Origin of the sequence: Nonomuraea sp. NPDC050202, from assembly GCF_040656115.1 — a bacterium.
Classification (GTDB): Bacteria; Actinomycetota; Actinomycetes; order Streptosporangiales; family Streptosporangiaceae; genus Nonomuraea.
Genome location: NZ_JBFALF010000036.1, coordinates 62,627 through 82,949 on the forward strand (window position 1 = coordinate 62,627; position 20,323 = coordinate 82,949).

Consider the following 20,323-nt stretch of genomic DNA (forward strand, 5'->3'; position numbering starts at 1 on the left):
CGGCTGAGCATGGCAGACCTTCCCTTCCACGACAGGGGCGACTTCGAGGACGCGGACCGCGGCTTCCTCGCCAAGCTCAGCCCGGCAGTGATCAGAACGGTTGACGGCAGGGTCGTCTGGGACAACGACGCCTACGACTTCCTCCAGGAGGACTGCCCCGACACCGCCCATCCCAGCCTCTGGAGGCAGGGCCAGCTCTGCTCCAGACAGGGCCTGTACGAGGTCACGGACGGTGTCTACCAGGTCCGGGGCCTGGACCTGTCGAACATGACCCTCGTCGAGGGCGAACGCGGCGTCATCGTCGTCGACCCGCTCATCTCCACCGAGTGCGCCGCCGCCGCGCTCAAGCTGTACCGCGCCCACCGCGGCGACCGTCCCGTCACCGGCGTGATCTACACCCACGCGCACGCCGACCACTTCGGCGGCGTACGCGGCGTCACCGGCGGCGGCGTGCCCATCCTGGCCCCCGCCGGCTTCATGCGGCACGCGGTCGCCGAGAACTTCTACGCCGGCCCCGCCATGACCCGCCGCGCCGTCTACATGTACGGCCGCGCCCTGCCCCGCTCCCCGCAGGGCCAGATCGGCGCCGGGCTCGGCATGACCGCCTCGACCGGCACCATGTCGCTCATCCCGCCCACGGACGAGATCGCCCGCACGGGCCAGGAGGAGACGATCGACGGGGTCAGGATGGTCTTCCAGCTCACCCCGGGCGCGGAGGCCCCCGCCGAGATGAACTTCCTGCTCCCCGACCGCCGCGCCCTCTGCCTGGCCGAGAACGCCACCCACAACCAGCACAGCCTCCTGCCGCTGCGCGGCGCCGCCGTCCGCGACGTGCGCGCCTGGGCGAGGTACCTGACCGAGGCCATCGCCCTGTTCGCCGGCCGCGCCGACGTCGCGTTCGCCTCCCACCACTGGCCCACCTGGGGCGCCGAGCGCGTGGAGCGCTTCCTCAGCCAGCAGCGCGACCTGTACGCCTACCTGCACGACCAGACCCTGCGCCTGCTCAACAAGGGCCTGACGGCAGCCGAGATCGCCGAGACCGTGCAGCTCCCGCCCGAACTGGAGCAGGCCTGGCACACGCACGGCTACTCCGGCTCGCTCGTCCACAACGTCAAGGCCGTCTACCAGCGTTACCTGGGCTGGTTCGACGGCAACCCGGCGCACCTGTGGGAGCACCCGCCGAGGGAGAGCGCCATCCGGTACGTCGAGTGCCTGGGCGGCGGGGCCGCCGTGGTCGCGTTCGCCAGGCGCTACATCGACGAGAACGACCTGCGCTTCGCCGCCCAGCTGCTCAACCACGCGGTCTTCGCCGACGAGGGCAACAAGGAGGCCCGCGACCTGCTGGCCGAGGTCTACACCCGGCTCGGCCACGGCGCCGAGAACGCCACCTGGCGCAACTGCTATCTGATGGGCGCGCTGGAGCTGGCCGACGGCATCGTGCCCGCCGCCATGGACGCCGCCTCGACCGACTTCTTCGCCGCCCTGACCGTGGAGCAGATCTTCGACTCGATCGCCGTCCGCGTGGACGGGCCGCGGGCCTGGCACGAGCGGCTGTCCATCGACTGGCACCTGACCGACCTGGGGGAGCGCTACCGGACGACGCTGTCGAACGGCGCCTTCATCCAGCAGCCGGCACCCCGCGACGGCGCCGCGGACCTCACGCTGCGGCTCACCAAGGCCCAGCTCGTCGGCCTGCTGACGGGCAAGGGCGTGGAGGGCGTGCGGCGCGAGGGGGACACGACGGTGCTGCAGCGGCTGGTGTCGGTGCTCGACCGCCCGGTGCCGGACTTCGCCATCGTGACGGCCTGACCCGTCACTCCCGATCGACCTGAGCGCCCAGCGCCCTGCAGGCGAGCGCGAGCAGCGTCACCATGACCGCCGCGACCCCCGGGCCGACCAGCAGCGGCGTGGTCAGCTCGCCCGCGTGCCAGGCCGCCGCCACGATCGCCGCCGACGTCAGCACCGTCACGCCGAACATCGCGCCCCACAGCGGCAACACGTGCAGGTAGGCGAACAGCAGCGGGAAGGCCACCCACACGAACGGCGGCGCCGCCACGGCCAGCACGGCCCACCCGCCGGTCACCAGCCCCAGCCACACCCGCCCCGCCACGGCCCTGCCCTGGACCGCGGGCCCGGCGGCGTACAGCAGGCCGAGCAGCGCGCCCCCCGCCGCGGGGCCGGGGCGGTCCTCGCGCAGCACACCGACCACGGCGATCGCCAGCAGCCCGCAGGCCGTGACGTGCACCGCCCACCTCAGCAGTCGCAACGGCAAGTCAGTCATCAATCACTAAGAGTAACCCTACGCCGGGGGCGCGCGACAGCGGTGATCAGGTAGTACAGCACCCCGGCCAGCACGAGGGCGATGACCACGCCGATGTTGGCGGTCCCGAACGTGCCGGCCTTCAGCTCGTCGCTCATCAGGAAGCCGACGACCCTGGCGATGTTCGGGTCCGCCGAGGTGATGAGCCCCAGCCCCACGGCCGACGCCACGACCAGCGACACCAGGCCCGGCCAGTTGAGCGCGGGCGCGCCGGCCCGGAGCAGCCGCTCGTCGTAGGCCCGCCCGCCGGCCCGCAGCCGCCACATGTCCACCAGGAAGATCGCGACCCAGGCCGCCATCACCACGCCGACGATCGCCAGGAACGCCTGGAACGTGGCCAGGAAGCTGGTGGAGACGAACAGCAGGTAGTAGCCGCCGAGCACCATGAGCATCCCGTCGATCAGCACCGCGTAGTGCCGCCTGATGGGCACGCCCAGCGCCAGCATCGACAGCCCCGACGAGTAGATGTCCATGATCGCGCCCGCCAGGAAGCCGCCGACGGCGGTCAGCAGGTACGGCACCAGGAACCAGGTCGGCAACGCCCCCGCCAGCGCCGCCACCGGATTGGCGCCCGCCGCCTCGGCCAGCGTGGGATCGCCGCCGACCAGCAGCACCCCGAACACCAGCAGCACCAGCGGCGGCAGCGCGCCCCCGAGCGTCGTCCACAGGGCCACCGAGCGCGGCCGGGAGCTCGCGGGCAGGTAACGGGAGTAGTCGGCGCCGCAGTTGACCCAGCCCAGGCCCAGCAGCGTCATGGCGAAGATGACCCCGCCCACCCAGCCGCCCGCGCCCGACGTGGTCTCCAGCGAGCCCGCGCCGAGCCTGGGCACCATGAGGACCAGGTAGACGACGGTCAGCACGATGAACGCGTAGGTCAGGTAGCGCTGCACCACCATGATCATCGCGTGCCCGTACACGCCGACCGCGATGACCACGACCGCCGCGACGGCGAAGCAGATCGCCGTGGCCGTCGTGGGCGGCACGCCGGGCTCCAGCTGCCCGGACGCGGGGAGACCGGGGCCGAGCCGTCTGATGATCTCCGCGCCGCTCTGCGCCGCGAGCGTGACGAGCACGATCTCCCAGCCGACGTTGGAGATGTACGACAGGAGGGTGGGCAGCTTGTTGCCCTGGTAGCCGAACGGCGCCCGCCCCAGCGTCATCGTCGGCACCCCCGACCTCGCTCCGGCGACGGCGACCAGGCCGACCAGCAGGAACGACAGCGCGTACCCGGCGGCGCCGGTGATGATCGCCGGCACCACGCCCAGCCCGAGCCCCACGACGTACACGCCGAAGGCCACCCCGAACAGCGACAGGTTGGCGCCCGCCCAGGGCCAGAACAGGTCCCTCGGCCTGCCGCGCCGCTCCCCCTCGGGGACCGCGTTGATGCCGTTCTGCTCGACCGCCATCGTTCCCATGATCGGACGTTACCCATCCTTGGCGAAGAAACGAACCTTTCTCCGGCGACGAGCAAAGAAACGCCTGATGGGCGATATTTCGGGGGCCCAGGGGCAGCATGTGCGAGGTGATGGGGGAGTCCGGGACCGACACGCGACGGCGCGCGCTGGCCGTGTGCCTGGTCTCCGCGTTCATGACCGGGCTCGACGTGAGCATCGTCAACGTCGCCCTGCCCTCCATCCGCGAGGGGCTCCACGCCTCCGAGGACGGCCTGCAGTGGACCCTGTCCGGCTACGCGCTCACGTTCGGCCTGCTCCTGGTCCCCGCCGGCAGGCTCGGTGACGCCAGGAGCCGCAGGACGATCTTCCTGTGGGCCGTGCTCCTCTTCACGCTCTCCAGCGCGTTCTGCGGCTTCGCCTGGAGCATGAACGTGCTGATCGCGGCCCGCCTGGTGCAGGGCATGGCGGCCGGGATGCTGAACCCGCAGGTCTCGGGGCTGATCCAGCAGATGTTCCACGGGTACGAGCGGGGCCGCGCCTTCGGCGCGCTCGGCGCCACCATCGGCGTGTCCACGGCCGCGGGGCCGCTGATCGGCGGCGCGCTGGTGACCGTGTTCGGGGCCGACCACGGCTGGCGGTGGGTGTTCCTGGTGAACCTGCCGATCGGGCTCGTGCTGCTCCCGCTGGCCTGGCGGCTGCTGCCGCGCCCGCAACTCGTGCACACGCGGCCGGAGAGCATGGACCCGGTGGGCGTGCTGCTGCTCGGGATCGGCGTGGCCGGGCTGCTGCTGCCGTTCATCCAGCGGCACCAGTGGGAGGGGCCGGCCAAGTGGCTGCTCGTGCCGGCCGCGCTGGTGGTGCTGGCCGGGTTCGTGACGTGGGAGCGGCTGTACCGGCGCGAGCCGCTGGTGAACCTGGAGCTCTTCCGCAAGCGCTCGTACAGCCTGGGCTCGGCCATCGCGTTGTTCTACTTCGCCGGCTTCACCGGCATCTTCTTCATCTTCACGCTGTACCTGCAGAGCGGCCACGGCTACAGCCCGCTGCTGGCCGGGCTGGCGATCACGCCGTTCGCGCTCGGCTCGGCCTCGGCCGCCATGGTCGGCGGGCACCTGGTGTCCCGGATGGGACGGCGGCTGGTCGCCATCGGGCTGGCCATGGTGATCGCCGGGCTCCTGGCCACCATGGGCGCCACCGCGCTGGTGCCCGGCGCGGGCGCGGGCCTGGCGACCGCGCTGCCGCTGCTGGTCGCGGGCGTGGGCAGCGGGCTGGTCATCTCGCCCAACCAGGCCATCACCCTGTCGGAGGTGCCGCCGTCGGGCGGCGGGAGCGCCGCCGGGGTGCTGCAGACGGGGCAGCGCCTCGGGTCGGCCATCGGGATCGCGGCGGTCGGGACGACGTTCTTCGGGTCGCTGGGCCAGGGGTGGACGACGGCCTTCCGGCACGGGCTGGTCGTGGTCGTGTCGTCAATCTGCGTCGCCCTGGCGGCCGCCCTGTACGACCTCGTCCGCACCCACCGCGACCTCGTACGCGACCGCCACGACCGCGTACGCAGCGGCCACGACGAAGCCGCGTCATGACGCCGGCGACCCCGCGCTGCCCACGCCACGTCGTGACGCCGGCCACCCCGCGCTGCCCTCGCGGCCAGGAACCCCGCGCTGTCAACGCCGCGTCATGACGCCAGGAGCTGCGCCTCCAGCGCCGGATCGAGGCCCTTGAGCGGCCGGTCGGCCCGCAGGGGCGCCTTCCCGCCGAGGCCGCGCAGCCAGGCCCACGTGTCGGCCACCGTCTCCGTCACCGGGCGGACGCGCAGCCCCGCCGCCACCGCCTTGCCCACGTCACCTCCGTGCATGAAGTCGTAGTCCTCGCCCACCAGCCAGAACGGCAGCCCGATCCACGGCTCGACCCCGGCCGCCAGCAGCCGCTCCTCCTCGATCCAGCGCAGCTCGGCCCCGGAGCCGGTCGCCTTCACGCACGCCTCCAGCAGCTCCCCCATCGTCGTGGCCCCGGGCGGGCCCACCACGTTGAACGCCCCGCCGACGCCCCGAGCCCCCGCCTCCAGGCACCACACGGCCAGGTCGCGGGCGTCGATGTACTGCAGGCCGCGATCCGCCGGGGCGGGCGCGACCACGGGGCCGCCACGCGCGATCCTGGTCAGCCACCACGGCAGCCGCCCGACGTTCTCGTGCGGCCCGATGATCAGCCCTGCCCTGGCCAGCAGCGCCCGATCGCCGAACGCGGCCACGGCCCCCAGCTCGCCGCCCGCCTTGTTGCGCGCGTACGGGCCCTCGCCGTCGTCGGCCGAGGCCGCCACCAGGGGCGCGCTCTCGCCGGCCCCGAACGGCACCGGCTCGGCGTAGGCCGACCTGCTGGAGACGTACACGTAGGAGCCGGCCCGCCCGGCCAGCAGCGCGGCTGAGTCCCTGACGGCCGAGGGCGCCCACGACCACGTGTCGACCACGACGTCCCACTCGCCGCGCTCCAGCGCCGCCAGCCCGCCGGGCGCCGTACGGTCACCGCGTAACGCCGTCACCCCCGCGGGCGGCTGCTGGCTGCCCCGGTTGAACGCCGTCACCTCCCAGCCCATCGCCAGCGCCTCGTCGATGACGACCCGCCCCACGAACCCCGTACCGCCCAGCACCAGAACCCTCATGGCACCCACCCTGCCCGCAGAACCGTCCGGCCGGAAGGCGCGCACGCCCTCAGCGGAATCGCGGGGAGCGAAACATGTACGGAGAGTATCCGTCGATCATGTTGCGTACGCCATCCGCGGGTAAATGTCACAGACAGTGATCGCAGGAAGGCGGGTGTGGGATTGGCAAGCCGGCTCCTTACGCGCTCGTTCCGGAGGCTCGTCCCGCGCTCGATCCGCGCGAGGATGACCACGGCCGCGACCATGGTGGCCGCCGCCGTCTTCGTCGGCGCGTCGGCCCTCACCCTGGCCACGGTGCCGGACAACCTGCACGGGACCGTCCACGCCAGGGTGGAGCTGGCCGTGCGCCGGGTGGCGAGCGAGGCACGTACGGGAACCCTGCCCAGGGAGCTGAAGACGCCGGCCCGCGTCCAGCTCCTCCGCGTGCTCTCCGGGACCGGCGAGGTGCTCGCGAGCAGCACCTCCTTCCCGCAGGACGCGCGGGTCACCGCGTTCAGGCCCGCCAGGCCGGAGACGGTCGAGACCATGGAGCTGGACCTGGCGCGCCACCCCGAGGAGCCCAGGAGCCACCACCTGCTGATGGCCATCACGGTGCGCTCGCCGCAGGGGCCCGTCACCGTGCAGGGCGCCTCCTCCCTCGCCGACGTCGACCAGGCCCTCATGTGGATCCACCTGCTGGTGTTCCTGGGCACGCCGCTCGTCCTGGTCATCATCGCGCTGCTCACGTGGGCCGCGGTCAGCTACGCGCTGCGGCCGGTCGAGCGCGTGCGCGCCGAGCTGGCCGAGATCACGGGCCAGGACCTGAGCCGGCGCGTCCCCGTGCCGCCCACCGGGGACGAGATCGCCGGCCTGGCCGCCACCACCAACCACACGCTCGACCGCCTGGAACGCTCGGCCGAGACCCAGCGCCGCTTCGTCGCCGACGCCTCGCACGAGCTGCGCAGCCCCATCTCCGCCCTGCGCGCCCAGCTGGAGGTGGCCAACAGCTACCCCGACGAGACGGACTGGCCGGCCACGGGCGCGCGGGCGCTGGCCGCCGCCGACCGGCTCACCGGCATCATCGACGAGCTGCTGATGCTGGCCAAGCTCGACGCGGGCGCGGTCGCGCAGCGCCGGGTGGTGGACCTGTGCCTGGTGGTCGAGGAGCAGATCCGCCGCCGCGAGGGCGGCCGGGCGCCGATCTTCCTGCACGCCTGCGAGGCCGCCCCGGTCCTCGGCTCGCCCGTGCAGCTCGACCGCCTCCTGACGAACCTGCTCGACAACGCCACCCGCCACACCGCCACCAGGATCGACGTCGAGGTGACAGTACGGGAGGATCGGGTGGTGGTGACGGTCACCGACGACGGCGACGGGATCGCGCCGGAGGACAGGGAGCGGGTCTTCGAGCGGTTCACCCGGCTGGAGAGCTCCAGGGCCAAGGACAAGAGCGGCAGCGGCCTCGGCCTGCCGCTGTCGAGGGAGATCGCCACGGCCCACGGCGGCACCCTGACGGCCGTCGAGCACGAGCCCGGCGCCCGCTTCGTCGCCGTCCTGCCGCTGCACCGCGGCTGACCAGGGGCCTAGACTCGGCCGCATGGACCTGCGCGAGCTCTCCGAGGAGATCGAGTCCATCTCGCGGCGGTACGCCGATCACCTGGGCATCGACCGCGACGACACCTGGTTCCTGCTCAAGCTGCAGGAGGAGGTCGGCGAGCTGACGCAGGCGTTCCTGATGCTCACCGGCAGGGCCAGGACGAAGGGACGCACCGGGGCGGAGCTCGACGCCGACTTCCGCGCGGAGCTGGCCGACGTGGTGTGCCACGTGCTGCTCATGGCCCGCCATCACGGGGTGGACCTGGAGGCGGAGATCGCGCGCAAGTGGCTGGCGTGGAGACGCCGGGAAGGGCCCGCCTCCGGCGGAGACGGGCCCGGGGGGATCACTTGACGAAGGTGATCCGGTCGGCGGGGGACGGGCTGATGGGTGAGCGGGCGCTCAGGTAGGCCGTGAACGCGTCCAGGTCGATCGGGCCGCTCCAGGTGTCACTGCTCTGCGTGAACACGGAGAAGCCGTCACCGCCGCCCATGAGGAAGTTGTTCGCGGCGATCTTGATGGACTGCGTGTCCGTGACCGGTGTCCCGTTCAGCTTGATGTCGGACACGCGCGAGCCCACAGGCTTGGTCGTGTCGAACGTGTACGTGAGCGACGACGACACCTGCAGGATGCGGTGCGAGATCCCGCCCGTGGCCGGGTTGGGCGTCCAGACCTGCTGCTCCAGCAGGGCCTTGAGCTGCGCGCCCGTGTACGTCCGCACCTGCACGATGTTGCTGAACGGCTGGACCTCGAACGCCTCGCCGTAGGTGACGACGCCGTCGCCCTCGGAGCCCTTCTGCGCGTACGTCAGCGACGTGCGGATGCCGCCGGGGTTCATCAGCGCGATCTCCGCCCCGCCCGCCTTGGCGGCTTCCAGCTGGGAGTCGGCGATGAGGTCGCCGAGCGGCGTCTCCGGCTTCGTCGTCGCGGCGGAGCTGTTGTTGACCACGTTGGAGATGTCGGCCGTGATGGTGCCGAGCTTGCGGTCGGCGACCTCGGCGCTGCGCGTCTTCCACGCCTGGACCTGCGCATCGACCTGCGGGTCAGGGGTGACCGTCCGCGTGACGACCTTGTTGTCCGCCTTCACCGAGGACCGGATCACGTCGTTGGTGCGCTTGTCGATCTGCAGGTCGATCTGGGTGAGCACCCGGCCGAACGACGACCCCTGCGTGTAGTAGCGGTCCTGGCCCGCGGGGTCGGTGGCCTTGCAGATGTACGCCTGGTGCGAGTGGCCGCTGATGACCAGGTCGATCTGCGGGTTCAGCTCCCTGGCGATGCGCGAGCCCGCGTTCGCGGTGTTCACCGAGCAGGCGTCGGGGCTCTGGTTCGGGGTGATCGAGTCGCCCTCGTGCACCAGCACGACCTGCGCCTTGACACCTCTGCGCGCCAGGTGGGCCGAGGCCCTGTTCGCCGCGGCGACCTCCTCGGTGAACTGCAGGCCCTTGATGCCCTCAGCGGTGACGATGGTCGGAGTCGTCGCCGTGACCAGGCCGATGAAGCCGACCTTCACGCCGTTGATCGTCTTGACGTGGTAGGGCGGCAGCGCGTACTTGTCCGTGCCTTCCTTCAGCACGTTGGCGGCGAGGAAGTCGAAGCCGGTGCCCTTCCACTCGCCCGCGGGCGAGCAGCCGTCCACGGGGTGGCAGCCGCCGTTCATGAGGCGCTGCAGCTCGGCGTAGCCCTCGTCGAACTCGTGGTTGCCCGCCGACGTGGTGTCCAGCCCGAGCGAGCCCAGCACCTCCAGCGTGGGCTCGTCGTGGTAGGCGGCGGAGATCAGCGGCGACGCGCCGATCAGGTCGCCGGCCGCCACGAGCAGCGTGTTCCTGTTCTGCGCCTGCTTGATGTGCGTCGCCAGGTAGGAGACGCCACCGGCGATCGAGTACTTGCCGCCGGCGATGCCGGTCAGGGTGCCGTCCGTGTCGACCAGAGGCCCGTCGGGGTCGAGGATGCGGCTGGAGGAGCCGGACGGGGGCTCCAGGTTGCCGTGCAGGTCGTTGATGCTGAGCAGGCGGACCGGGACCGTCTTCCTGCCATGGTCGCCGCGGTCGCCGTGGGCGCCGGTCGAGGCGAGGGCGGGTGCCACGGCGAGGGCGATCCCGGCCGCGGCCGCCGCTCCGGCCGAGATCAGCCGGAGGAGGGTGCGTGACGTCATGACAGAAAACGTTACGGCGTGATGCTATGCAACAAATGTCGTAAAAGGTAACGATTGTCAGGAGTACCTGATGGCACTGTTCGCCATGGGTACGCCTAGAGTTCGGTCTGTGGGTGCGCGCGTGGAGATCAGGGAACGGCTCGGCGACCGTGACGTCGCCGAGGTGCTGGACGTCGTCGAGAAGGCCACCGAGGCGGACGGCGTCCGCCCGCTCAACGAGCACGTGATGCTCCATCTGCGCTACGGAGGTGACCCGCGCGCCCGGTCGTTGCTGCTGTGGACGGACGACGGCACGCTGACCGGCTACGCGCACGTGGACCCCACCGACGAGGTCGAGGGGCCGAGCGTGGAACTGGTCATCCACCCGTCCCATCGCCGCCAGGGGCATGGCGCGAGGCTGCTGCGAGCCGTGCTGGAGCTGACCGGAGGCACCGTGCGGCTGTGGGCACACGGTGACCACGCGGGCGCCGGGGCGCTGGCCGCGTCCTTCGGCTTCGAGCGGGTCCGCTCGCTGTGGCAGATGCGCCGCTCCCTGTTCGCCCCGCTGGCCTCCTACACGCTGCCGGACGGGGTGACGCTGCGCGCGTTCGTGCCCGGGCAGGACGAGGAGGCGTGGCTCAAGGTGAACGCCGCCGCCTTCGCCCACCACCCCGAACAGGGCGCGTGGACGATGGACGACCTGCTGCGGCGCGAGCAGGAGCCCTGGTTCGACGCCGAGGGCTTCTTCCTGGCCTTCCGCGGCGACCGGCTGGCCGGCTTCCACTGGACGAAGATCCACGGCTCCTCCGAGCACGGCCACGAGCCCCTGGGGGAGGTGTACGTGGTCGGCGTGGACCCCTCCCAGCAGGGCACCGGCCTGGGCCGCTCGCTCACGCTGGCCGGCCTGAGCCACCTGCGCTCGCGTGGTCTCGCCCAGGCGATGCTGTACGTGGACGAGACCAACACGGCGGCGATCAGGTTGTACGAGTCCCTCGGGTTCAACCGGTGGGACGTGGACGTGATGTACGCCCCCGCGTAGTCACCTTTCGATGATGGCGTGGAGGACGAAGTAGGACACGGCCGCCACGAGGGCGGCGGCCGGGATGGTCAGGATCCAGGCGGTGATGATGTTCCCCGCGACGCCCCACCGTACGGCGCTGAGCCGCTTGGTGGCCCCCACACCCATGATCGCCGAGGTGATCGTGTGCGTGGTGGAGATGGGCGCCCCGAACCCGATGGCGGCCCCGTACAGGACGGTCGCCGCCGCCGACTCCGCGGCGAACCCCTGGGGCGGGTCCAGCGCGATGATGCGCCGCCCCAGCGTACGCATGATGCGCCAGCCGCCCGCGTACGTCCCGAGCGAGATCGCCCCGGCCGCGGCCAGGATGACCCACTGCGGGATGGGATCCGTGGGCTGGGCGAACCCGCCGACGGTGAGCGCCAGGAAGATCACACCCATCGTCTTCTGCGCGTCCTGCAGGCCGTGCCCGAGCGCCATGGCGGCGGCCGAGACGGTCTGCGCGTAGCGGAAGCCGCGGTTGGTGCGGCCCGGCTGGCTGTTGCGGAAGATCCAATATATTGCGATCATGATCACCGCGGCGAGGGTGAACCCGATCAGCGGTGACAGCACCATCGGGATGACGACCTTCTCGACGACGCCGTCCCAGTGCACCACGCTGGCCGAGGCCAGCGCGGAGCCCACCAGGCCGCCGATGAGCGCGTGACTGGAGGAGGAGGGCAGGCCGAAGTACCAGGTGATCAGGTTCCAGGTGATCGCGCCGATCAGCCCGGCGGCCACGATGACCAGGCCGTGTGAGCCGTTCGGAGCGTCGATGATGCCCTTGCCCACCGTCTGGGCGACCTGGGTGCCCAGGTGGGCGCCGATGAAGTTCATGGCAGCGGCCATGAACAGCGCGGCCCTGGGGGTCAGGGCCCGGGTCGAGACCGAGGTGGCGATCGCGTTCGCCGCGTCGTGGAAGCCGTTGGTGTAGTCGAAGACCAGGGCGATGACGACTACGCCGATGACGAGGCCGAGCGTGAGGTCCACTGTCTGGGCCTAGCTTTCCTTGACCGCGATCGACTCGACGGTGTTGGCCACGTGCTCGAAGGCGTCGGCCGCCTCCTCGAGGGCGTCGACGACCTCCTTCATCTTCATGACGGTGAGGGCGTCGTACTCACCGCTGAACAGCTTGGCCAGCAGCCTCCGGTAGACCTGGTCGCCCTGGTTCTCCAGGCGGTTGACCTCGATCCAGTACTCGTTGAGGTTCTTCATCGACCGCAGGCGCGGCATCGCCTCGGCGGTCAGCTCCGCCGCCCGCTCCAGCACCTCCACCTGGCGGACGACGTCCTTGGGGAGGTGGTCGAGCTGGTACAGGACGATGAGGTCGGAGGCGGCCTCCATGGCGTCCATCACGTCGTCGAGGTTCGAGGCCAGCCGGTAGATGTCCTCGCGGTCGAACGGAGTGATGAAGCTCTCATTGAGCCGGTTCATGATCGCATGGGTGCGTTCGTCACCGGCGTGCTCGCAGGCGCGCATCTTCTCGGCCAGGGCTTCCCTGTCCGAGCCGTCGCTGATGATCTCTACCAGCAGACGGGATGCCGTGACCAGGTTGTTCGCCGAGTCGGCGAACAGGTCGTAGTAGCTGTCCTCACGTGGCGTGAGACGCAGACGCACGTCGTTCTCCAGATGTGCGGGGATGGTCCGTGGAAGAGGGTATGGCTTACCAGGCGAAATGCGAACTTCATGTCCCCTTCGCCTACTGGCTACCCGCCGTATGTTGTGCGACACCGCTGAACCGCGTAGTTTTAGGCGGTTTTTCGCTGCTCGCGCCTACTTTGGGGCCGCCCATAACGCCTCGCTCGGGTGGGGTGAGGCGCGTGCGGTCACCCGTACGTTCTCTAGAAGTTCATCTGTTGTTCATCTTGTTCAGATCTTCGTCCGGTGGAAGTTCCGGAACGAGCGGGACGGGGTGGGGCCACGCTGCCCCTGGTAGCGGGACCCGTACTTGCTGGACCCGTACGGGTGCTCGGCGGGGGAGCTCAGCCTGAACACGCACAGCTGCCCGATCTTCATCCCCGGCCACAACTTGATCGGCAACGTCGCCACGTTCGACAACTCCAGCGTCACATGCCCGGTGAACCCCGGATCGATGAACCCGGCCGTCGAATGCGTCAACAACCCCAGGCGCCCCAGCGAGCTCTTGCCCTCCAGCCGCGAAGCCAGATCGTCGGGCAGGCTGACGACCTCGTACGTGGAGGCCAGCACGAACTCACCCGGGTGCAGGATGAACGGCTCGTCCCCCTGGGGCTCCACCATCCGCGTGAGATCCGGCTGCTCGACGGACGGGTCGATGTGCGGGTACCGATGGTTCTCGAACACCCGGAAGAAGCGGTCGAGCCGTACGTCGATGCTGGACGGTTGGATCATCTCCGGGTCGAACGGGTCGATGCCCAGCCGGCCGGCTTCGATCGCAGCGAGGATGTCACGGTCAGATAGCAACACGGTGAGCAACTTACCGGTCCGGTTCGAAGAGTGGGGGGCTGGGATTGCTGTTGTGGGCCAAGTTTCCGCTACAGTGGGGGGCGCAGCCTTCGGGTGTGCGCGGGTGTAGTTCAATGGCAGAACATCAGCTTCCCAAGCTGACAGCGCGGGTTCGATTCCCGTCACCCGCTCTCATAGGGAAAGCCCAGGTAGACCGATGGATTCGGTGCCTGGGCTTTGGTCTTTCCTAGGGCTGTTGATCTCTGCGTGCCATTAGCGTGCCATTAAGCGGTTTGGAACCAGCAGGCCAGGCGGGTCTTCGTCGTCGTCATCGCGTGCCCGATCGTGCCCGATCAGGTGCTTGTCGATGGCCTCTGTGATCAGCTTGTAGGCCCCCCGGACGGCGTGCTGGTAGATCATCGCGGCGCGGACGTTGTCGTGTCCCATGCGTGCCATGAGGTCCTTGAGGCCCGCGCCCGAGTCCGCCGCGATCATGTTTCCCGTGTGACGGAGATCATGGAAGTGCAGCCCCGGGACGCCGATCGCCCGTACGGCCTCTATCCAGCCGGACAGCTTGTTGAACCCGCTACGGCGCATGGGGCCGCCCTTGATTCCGGTGAAGACAGCTGCCCATACTCTGTGCCCTAGCAAGAACGATCATGCATCGAAAGCGGGGCATCAGTGCTGCCTGGGTCAGCACCGCAGGAGGTCCGCTAGGGCCTGTGTTGAGTCGTGATCATTGGAGGCTGCGCATCCAGATCACTGCTCCTCGCAGGTGGAGGCCAGCAAGATCGCTCTCGGGCATCTTGTCGTAGCGGCTCGCGATGCCGTGCCACGCCTTCAGCCCAGGACGCGGAACACAGCGAAGCTCCCGGTCGGCGATCTGCTGGCTGGCAGGCCGTCGGCCGGGAGCTTCGGTGTGGTCTTCTACCGGGCTGGGCTGGCGTTCTCCGCCAGAACCCGGTGAGGAGCTGAATGCCCTACGGGTCAGCTCAGCAGCTGTACCACCCGGCGTAGGCGTCCCACTTGCCGTCCTTGGTGAATTCTGCGCTCTTGCCCTTGTTGATCGTGGTGCACTTCGAGTCGGGCATAAAGGCCCCCCTCCAGTCCACCTTGAGCTTCTTCTTGCTGGCGCAGTTGTTCGTGATCTTCACCCAGTGGTGATAGTACTTTCCGAAGGCGGTCTCCTCGAAGAAGGTCCTCCCATGCTGGACATTGACGCAGGAGGGCGCGGCGTTGGCCGCCGGAGCGGCGGCGGCCGGTGTGGCGACAGCCATGGTGAGCACAGCTGCCGCCAGAGCTGCGGCTCGGATGAAGGCACGGGAATCCATCGTTCTCCTTGGGGATATCGCGGCGATTTTGGATGCTGCCGGTTGGGCAGCAAGAAACGCCCGACACATGCGGGTTGTTGACACGGCCAACGCTAGCGAGGGGCGGTATATCGCGGGTATGGCAGTGATTCGGGCAAGGCCAGGCCGGATACCCGATTCGTCGACCTCGACCACGCTCAACCGCTACACGCACGCGTCGCCCGAGGGTCTGTAGTGCCGAGTCAACAATCGCCTCTGGAGTGGATCTCCAGCTCAGGGAGGGGGAAGTGCTCAAGATCGGCGGGTCCTAAGGGGGCCGAGGCGGGCGGGGTGCGCGCAGTGCGTTTCAATCCCAGGTCGGAGAGCTGATACTCGTGCCAGATGCGTGCCAGAACGAACGGCAGGACAAGGTCATTCAGGGCCACTCACGGCCACTCGTCGCGGTCTGACCAGGACCCCCGTTCTCCCCGCTCAGGACACCAAGATCAGTAGCCGGTTCCCAAGCTGACAGCGCGGGTTCGATTCCCGTCACCCGCTCCAACTGGTGAGGCCCAGATAGGGACATGGATCCCAACCCGGGCCTTGATTGTTTCCGGACGTGTTCGATCTTCGCGGGCCATTAACGGGCCATTAGCTCGTGATCACCCTGCTGGGACCAGCGCGCCCGCCGTGCCCTCGTCGTCGTCATCGTCTCGTGCTTCGAGTTGTCGATCGATGGCGTTGGTGATCGCCTCGTCGGCTCCTCTGACCGCGTGCTGGTAGATCATGGCCGCCCGTACGTTGTCGTGTCCCATGCGTGCCATGAGGTCCTTGAGGCCCGCACCGGACTCGGCGGCCAGCATGTTGCCCGTGTGCCTCAGATCGTGGAAATGAAGCCCTGGAAGGCCTATCTCCGTGACGACATCCACCCACAGAGTGCGCGTGTTGAAGCCGCTCCGGCGTATCGGCCCGCCCTTGGCTGCTGGGAACATCAGCGAGCCCGGCTCGCTCTGGACGTAGGTGTCCATGTGCTCCTGAAGGATGGGGACGATGCTCTGCGGAATGCCCACTGTCCGGCGACCGGCCTTGGACTTGGGAGGCCCGAGCACCAGCCCGCCCGCAGAGCGCTTGACGAAGGCGACCCTGACGCGGACCGTACGCCCCTTGAGATCGACGTCCATCCGCCGTAGAGCGCTGACCTCACCCCAACGCAGGCTCGCGAACGTGGCCAGAAGCACCATCGCGCGGAACCGCTGGTCTTGGGTCGAGTCGGCTTTCCCCTCCATGGCCATCTTCCATGGTGCCCGTTCGCTCGCCGCTTTTGTGAGGAAGATCGCCGGATGTGTACGCGTCGCGCTGTGCCGTTGGAAGCGCAGCCGGTACGCCCCGTCCTTGACCTTGCGGACACTGCCGATCGGACGTAGCCCGACTCGGTCGGCCAGCTCGAACACACGGGAGACGGTGAGCACGGGACGTTCTTGCGCGTGCTCGTCGCCGGCCCCTCGGATTCGGCACGGGTTGTGCGGGATGACGCGGTCGTCGGCGGCGGTCATCAGTACGGCCCGCAGCAGCCGGTACGCCTTGGCCGCCATGCTCACCGATACTCCGTTGCCGAGCAGATCAGCCCGCCACTGCCGAACGGTCGAAGTGCTGATCTTGGCTATCGGGACGTTGCCGAGATGTGGCGTGATGTGCTTCTTCTCCCGATCGCCGAGCGCGCCGTGTCGATCGCCAGCGAGATCATCCGTACCAAGGCTCCCGGCGTTGTCACGGCCAAAGGAGACCGGGACATGGCGACGGAGGTGGACTACGCCGTTGAGCATGCCGTTCGGGAGTTCCTGTCCCGTGAGAGTCCTGAGATTGGATTCCTGGGTGAGGAGGAAGGCGTCAGTCGCCTGGGCGACGGCCTGATGTGGGCGCTGGACCCCGTGGACGGAACAGCCAATTTTCTACACGGCATCCCGCTCTGCGGCGCCTCCCTGGGGCTGATCGACAAGGACACGCCCACACTCGGTGTGATCGACCTGCCGTTCCTCAACCTCCGCTACTCGGCGGCCGAAGGGGCCGGCGCTGTCGCCAACGGATCCGCGATTCAGGTGAGCGATGCCCGCGAGTTGCAGAGTGCGATCGTGGCGATCGGCGACTACGCCGTGGGGGAGAACGCTGACGAGCGCAACCGGCCGCGGCTCGCCCTGACCCCAAGAACTTGCCGCTCGTGTCCAGCGCATCCGGATGTTCGGCTCAGCCACGATCGATCTTGCGTGGGTGGCGCACGGCAGGATCGACGCCACCATCATGCTCAGCAACAACCCGTGGGACACCGCAGCAGGCGTCATCATCGCCCGAGAAGCGCGAGCAACCGTGATCGATCTCGATGGCAGCCCGCACAGTATGACCGCCCACGCGACCATCGCCGCAAGCCCCAAGCTCGTAGCCGACCTCGTGGAACTCATCGCCGAGACCCGCAAGGCAGTGGTGTTCGACCGGTGTTCGACCGGAACATTGCCGAATAGCTCTTGTAGGTATCAAGCGGCGGCGCGGCGTGCCGCCGTACCCCGGCCCTTCGCCCGCCCGCCGCCCGGGCGTGCGGCCTGGGGGCCGGTCCCGGACGGCGGCGGGACACCGGGCCGGCCGCCGCACGCCGGCCCCGCCGTGCCAACCGAACGCACCGTCCGGGGTTGCCGCACCGCCTCGCAGATACAGCCTTCACGATCGTCACGGCGTGGCTGACCAACGTACGCAACTGTTCTGTCACCCGAAATCCACGCCACCACCTGGAGGTCTGCGATTAACGACGACGGAAGATGCAGGTCATCAGCGGGAGCCCACCTCCGATTAGGTTCTCCGACATGTGACTGAGTTGCCACCCCTCCCGCTCGACACCCTCGATCAGCTTCGCTGCATCCGGCACAGCCCATGCGAGCCTGGTTTGGGACTGGACTCGCAGCCGAGACACAAAGATCTCATGACCCACTTGATAGGCCTGCCGAGCCTCCGCAATGGTTTGCTCGATGTCCTGCTCATCGTTCCGACGCCATGCCATAGACGGCTGGTCTCCCCCGTCGAAGTTGTGAATCAACTGCCGAGGGGGCAACGATCTCTCGATCGGCAGGGTTCCGTAAATAGGTGATGCCTCCGGCGGGGGCGCCTCTGGCTCCGGGATGATCGCCATACCGTGTATCAACGCCGTAGATGGCTGAGGCGGAAGCCTGATCATCCCGTCCACCATCGCCCCGGGACAAGCTGAGCAGACCAGGGCCACGGGGCCAAGGTCGTTCCTCCAGTTGGGGGCTCCACCTTGTCCCCGTGGCCCTGGCCCGCTTCCCCTTCGGGCGGGTCGACGGCAGACGGGATGATCAGGCGGCCGGGGCATGCGCGTCGCGCGAGAAACACCAGGTCGCCGGTTGATCCCCGGGCCATTAGCGGGCCATTAAGAGGGGTGACGAGGGGTCAGCCACGGTCACTCAGGAGCAACCTGCCGCCCAGCTCAGCGCCGCAGTGGGCCGGGATCGATGCAGTTCCCAAGCTGACAGCGCGGGTTCGATTCCCGTCACCCGCTCCACGTACGAAAGCCCGGCGGGGCGCTCCGGCTTTGAGATGATCGCCGCGCTGATTGTCTGGGCAGTAGATGGCTGAGCGCCCGCCGTGCCCTCGTCGTCATCGTCCCGTGCTTCGAGTTGCCGATCGATGGCGTTGGTGATCGCCTCGTCAGCGCCCCTGACCGCGTGTTGGTAGATCATGGCCGCCCGTACGTAGTCGTGTCCCATCCGGGCCATTCAGTCCGCGAGCCCCGCGCCCGACTCGGCGGCGAGCATGTATGACTGCTGACACTGGGGCGAGCGAGATCAGCCGGCCTCACGCAGCGGTTGGAACTCGACACTGAGCCGCATCTCCAGAGCCTCCGCCAGGCGCTTCAACATGGGGATCGTAGGCATGGTCCCCCCTGCCTCGAACCGTGCCACCCCAGGCTGTTTCAGCCCAGTGCGCTCCGCCAGTTCGGCCTGAGTCAGCCTCAGCTGCTCACGCCTCAGCCTCACGGCCTCACCCAGTTCGAACCGGATCCTGGCCGCATCGTAGGCCGCTCCGGCACCAGGACGACTCATTATTTCGGACTTCCTGTCGGCCCAAGCCCTGCGCTCGCCCACTCCGCTCACTCCTCATCAGTGGTGTGCGCCTCAGTGATACACCGGTTCAGGGCCCGCGCGCGCCGGCCCACGAGGGTAAGGCGAGGAGGGCCTGGTGAAGGCGCCAGCGGGGCGCGTTTCCGGTGCACTCATCGCATTCGCACCTGCGGAAGAGGCGATCAGCGGTTCCGAGCAGGGCGGCCTCCTGCCAGGCCGCCAGGGCGTCCGCTACCGCGCCCGGCCACATCCGGGTGTGTTCGAGGGCGATCACCGCGGTCATGGGACGACGGCCGAGTCCGGGAACGTGGTGGATCACAGCTCTGTGGCTCCCGCACGCCGACCCTCGCGTACGGACCTGGGAAGGGCGCCTACGCGGCACGGCCCTTTCTGATGGAAGGCATGGCCGGGATGATCCCATGCGTTAGGCGTGCCGTCCAAGCCCCCGAGTGGCCGCTCGGCCTTCCGCCGTGAGCTCCGGCGCTCGGCCGCCGGCGGGCCTATGGGACCTGACTTTCGACAGGGGCATCGGTTGACGATCGGCGGATGATGCACGCGGCTCGGCTTTGACAGGCTGATTGCCGTGAACGCTTCCTTTCCGGGGCGGTGGATCGGCGGTGTGGCGCTCATCCTGGGGCCGGTGGTCATGTGCGCCGGGTACCTGCTGCGCCACCTGAGCACCGTCACCGCCCTCACCCCTCAGCAGCACGCCTGGGCCGAGGCGCAGCCTTTCGCCGCCTACGGACAGTTCCTCGCCTACACCTCGGAACCCGCCCTGCTCACGCTCTCCTACGCGGTCTTCGCACTGGGAGCGATCCTGCTCTTCCCCGCCTTCGCCGCCCTGGCCCAGCGCGTGGGCGGCGGCCTCGCCTGCTGGGGGGCGACCCTGCTGGTCGCCGGGCTCTTCGCCCGCCTGTACTTCGCCGGCGCCGACCAGACCGCCTTCCAGCTCACGGAGGTCATGGGGCTGGAACAGGCGACGAACGCGATCATGAAGGAGTACGTGGACATCTCCTACGGGCCGTGGCGGATCCCGGTGTGGGCCTCGGTCGGCCAGTACGCGGGCTCGCTCCTGCTGGCCATCGCCGCCTGGCGCTCAGGCGTCTTCGGCACCGCCCGCTCCTTGATGGTGCTGCTGGCAGGAGGCACCTGGATGGGTGTGCTGAAGGGCGCCTCCGTTCCCGACGTCCTGGTCACCGGGCTGCTCTGCGTGGCGCTGGTCCCGCTGGGCGTGCAGGTGTGGCGGGGGCGGCCGTCTGCCCCGGCCGGGCGGTCGAAGGTGCTGAGCTGGTGAGGAAGGGTCCGCGGCCCGGAGGCCAGGAGGTCATGGGCCGTGGCTTGGTAGGGTGCCCAGGTCGCACCGCTCG

At 69.3% G+C, this 20,323-nt stretch carries 19 protein-coding genes, 1 tRNA gene and 2 pseudogenes; 9 read left to right on the top strand and 13 right to left on the bottom strand.

Annotated elements, in window-relative coordinates:
* Positions 1–9: 9 nt before the first annotated feature.
* Positions 10–1,809 (top strand): alkyl sulfatase dimerization domain-containing protein, encoded by a 1,800-nt coding sequence (locus AB0I79_RS50450; RefSeq protein ID WP_357890004.1) that lies wholly within the window; start codon positions 10–12, stop codon positions 1,807–1,809.
* Between the two features lie 4 nt (positions 1,810–1,813).
* Here AB0I79_RS50450 and AB0I79_RS50455 read toward each other — a convergent pair whose 3' ends face one another.
* Positions 1,814–2,281: a hypothetical protein gene (locus AB0I79_RS50455; RefSeq protein ID WP_357890007.1), complete on the bottom strand. Its 468-nt coding sequence runs from the start codon at positions 2,279–2,281 to the stop codon at positions 1,814–1,816.
* Positions 2,281–3,735: a cytosine permease gene (locus AB0I79_RS50460; protein WP_357890010.1), complete on the bottom strand. Its 1,455-nt coding sequence runs from the start codon at positions 3,733–3,735 to the stop codon at positions 2,281–2,283. The genes AB0I79_RS50455 and AB0I79_RS50460 overlap by 1 nt, the downstream gene beginning before the upstream one ends.
* A gap of 110 nt (positions 3,736–3,845) precedes the next feature.
* Between AB0I79_RS50460 and AB0I79_RS50465 the strand changes: the two genes are divergently transcribed.
* Entirely contained in the window at positions 3,846–5,291 is a 1,446-nt protein-coding gene (locus AB0I79_RS50465; RefSeq protein ID WP_357890142.1) for an MFS transporter, read from the top strand.
* A 92-nt stretch (positions 5,292–5,383) separates the two neighbouring features.
* Here the strand turns inward: AB0I79_RS50465 and AB0I79_RS50470 are convergent, their stop codons facing one another.
* Positions 5,384–6,364 carry an NAD-dependent epimerase/dehydratase family protein gene (locus AB0I79_RS50470; RefSeq protein WP_357890013.1) on the bottom strand — a complete coding sequence of 327 codons (981 nt, stop codon included), beginning with the start codon at positions 6,362–6,364 and terminating at the stop codon, positions 5,384–5,386.
* A gap of 225 nt (positions 6,365–6,589) precedes the next feature.
* Here AB0I79_RS50470 and AB0I79_RS50475 point away from each other — a divergent pair, with 225 nt between their 5' ends.
* Both AB0I79_RS50475 and AB0I79_RS50480 read left to right on the top strand, forming a co-directional pair.
* Entirely contained in the window at positions 6,590–7,915 is a 1,326-nt protein-coding gene (locus AB0I79_RS50475; RefSeq protein ID WP_357890016.1) for an ATP-binding protein, read from the top strand.
* A gap of 22 nt (positions 7,916–7,937) precedes the next feature.
* Positions 7,938–8,288 carry a pyrophosphatase gene (locus tag AB0I79_RS50480; protein WP_357890019.1) on the top strand — a complete coding sequence of 117 codons (351 nt, stop codon included), beginning with the start codon at positions 7,938–7,940 and terminating at the stop codon, positions 8,286–8,288.
* On the opposite strand, the gene AB0I79_RS50485 is transcribed toward AB0I79_RS50480, so the two are convergent.
* Positions 8,281–10,086, bottom strand: coding sequence for a bifunctional metallophosphatase/5'-nucleotidase (locus AB0I79_RS50485; protein ID WP_357890021.1), 1,806 nt, complete (start codon positions 10,084–10,086; stop codon positions 8,281–8,283). The genes AB0I79_RS50480 and AB0I79_RS50485 overlap by 8 nt on opposite strands.
* Before the next feature lie 109 nt (positions 10,087–10,195).
* Here AB0I79_RS50485 and mshD point away from each other — a divergent pair, with 109 nt between their 5' ends.
* Entirely contained in the window at positions 10,196–11,104 is a 909-nt protein-coding gene (mshD, locus tag AB0I79_RS50490) for a mycothiol synthase (protein WP_357890023.1), read from the top strand.
* On the opposite strand, the gene AB0I79_RS50495 is transcribed toward mshD, so the two are convergent.
* From AB0I79_RS50495 to dcd, 3 genes are all read right to left on the bottom strand, one after another.
* On the bottom strand, positions 11,105–12,112 hold the full coding sequence (locus AB0I79_RS50495) for an inorganic phosphate transporter (protein WP_357890026.1): 1,008 nt from the start codon (positions 12,110–12,112) through the stop codon (positions 11,105–11,107).
* 9 nt (positions 12,113–12,121) lie between these two features.
* Entirely contained in the window at positions 12,122–12,739 is a 618-nt protein-coding gene (locus tag AB0I79_RS50500) for a DUF47 family protein (protein WP_043625094.1), read from the bottom strand.
* 252 nt (positions 12,740–12,991) lie between these two features.
* On the bottom strand, positions 12,992–13,567 hold the full coding sequence (gene dcd, locus AB0I79_RS50505) for a dCTP deaminase (RefSeq protein ID WP_357890029.1): 576 nt from the start codon (positions 13,565–13,567) through the stop codon (positions 12,992–12,994).
* Between the two features lie 99 nt (positions 13,568–13,666).
* Here dcd and AB0I79_RS50510 point away from each other — a divergent pair.
* A tRNA-Gly gene (locus tag AB0I79_RS50510) sits at positions 13,667–13,737 on the top strand.
* Positions 13,738–13,819: 82 nt separating this feature from the next.
* On the opposite strand, the gene AB0I79_RS50515 is transcribed toward AB0I79_RS50510, so the two are convergent.
* The 4 genes and pseudogenes from AB0I79_RS50515 to AB0I79_RS50530 form a co-directional block, all read right to left on the bottom strand.
* On the bottom strand, positions 13,820–14,197 hold the full coding sequence (locus tag AB0I79_RS50515) for a tyrosine-type recombinase/integrase (RefSeq protein ID WP_357890032.1): 378 nt from the start codon (positions 14,195–14,197) through the stop codon (positions 13,820–13,822).
* An 85-nt stretch (positions 14,198–14,282) separates the two neighbouring features.
* A pseudogene (locus AB0I79_RS50520) lies at positions 14,283–14,390 on the bottom strand (IS5/IS1182 family transposase); the annotation flags it as partial.
* Positions 14,391–14,538: 148 nt separating this feature from the next.
* Entirely contained in the window at positions 14,539–14,877 is a 339-nt protein-coding gene (locus AB0I79_RS50525) for a hypothetical protein (RefSeq protein ID WP_357890035.1), read from the bottom strand.
* 620 nt (positions 14,878–15,497) lie between these two features.
* Positions 15,498–16,427, bottom strand: coding sequence for a site-specific integrase (locus tag AB0I79_RS50530; RefSeq protein ID WP_357890145.1), 930 nt, complete (start codon positions 16,425–16,427; stop codon positions 15,498–15,500).
* Positions 16,428–16,514: 87 nt separating this feature from the next.
* Here AB0I79_RS50530 and AB0I79_RS50535 point away from each other — a divergent pair.
* Both AB0I79_RS50535 and AB0I79_RS50540 read left to right on the top strand, forming a co-directional pair.
* A pseudogene (locus AB0I79_RS50535) lies at positions 16,515–16,910 on the top strand (inositol monophosphatase family protein); the annotation flags it as partial.
* 157 nt (positions 16,911–17,067) lie between these two features.
* Positions 17,068–17,565 (top strand): inositol monophosphatase family protein, encoded by a 498-nt coding sequence (locus AB0I79_RS50540; RefSeq protein WP_357890038.1) that lies wholly within the window; start codon positions 17,068–17,070, stop codon positions 17,563–17,565.
* A 734-nt stretch (positions 17,566–18,299) separates the two neighbouring features.
* Here the strand turns inward: AB0I79_RS50540 and AB0I79_RS50545 are convergent.
* Entirely contained in the window at positions 18,300–18,602 is a 303-nt protein-coding gene (locus tag AB0I79_RS50545) for a hypothetical protein (protein ID WP_357890040.1), read from the bottom strand.
* Positions 18,603–18,680: 78 nt separating this feature from the next.
* Positions 18,681–18,980, bottom strand: a complete 300-nt coding sequence (locus tag AB0I79_RS50550; RefSeq protein WP_357890043.1) for a helix-turn-helix transcriptional regulator — start codon at positions 18,978–18,980, stop codon at positions 18,681–18,683.
* Between the two features lie 559 nt (positions 18,981–19,539).
* On the opposite strand from AB0I79_RS50550, the gene AB0I79_RS50555 reads away from it, so the two are divergent.
* On the top strand, positions 19,540–20,250 hold the full coding sequence (locus tag AB0I79_RS50555) for a hypothetical protein (protein ID WP_357890046.1): 711 nt from the start codon (positions 19,540–19,542) through the stop codon (positions 20,248–20,250).
* Positions 20,251–20,323: the final 73 nt, after the last annotated feature.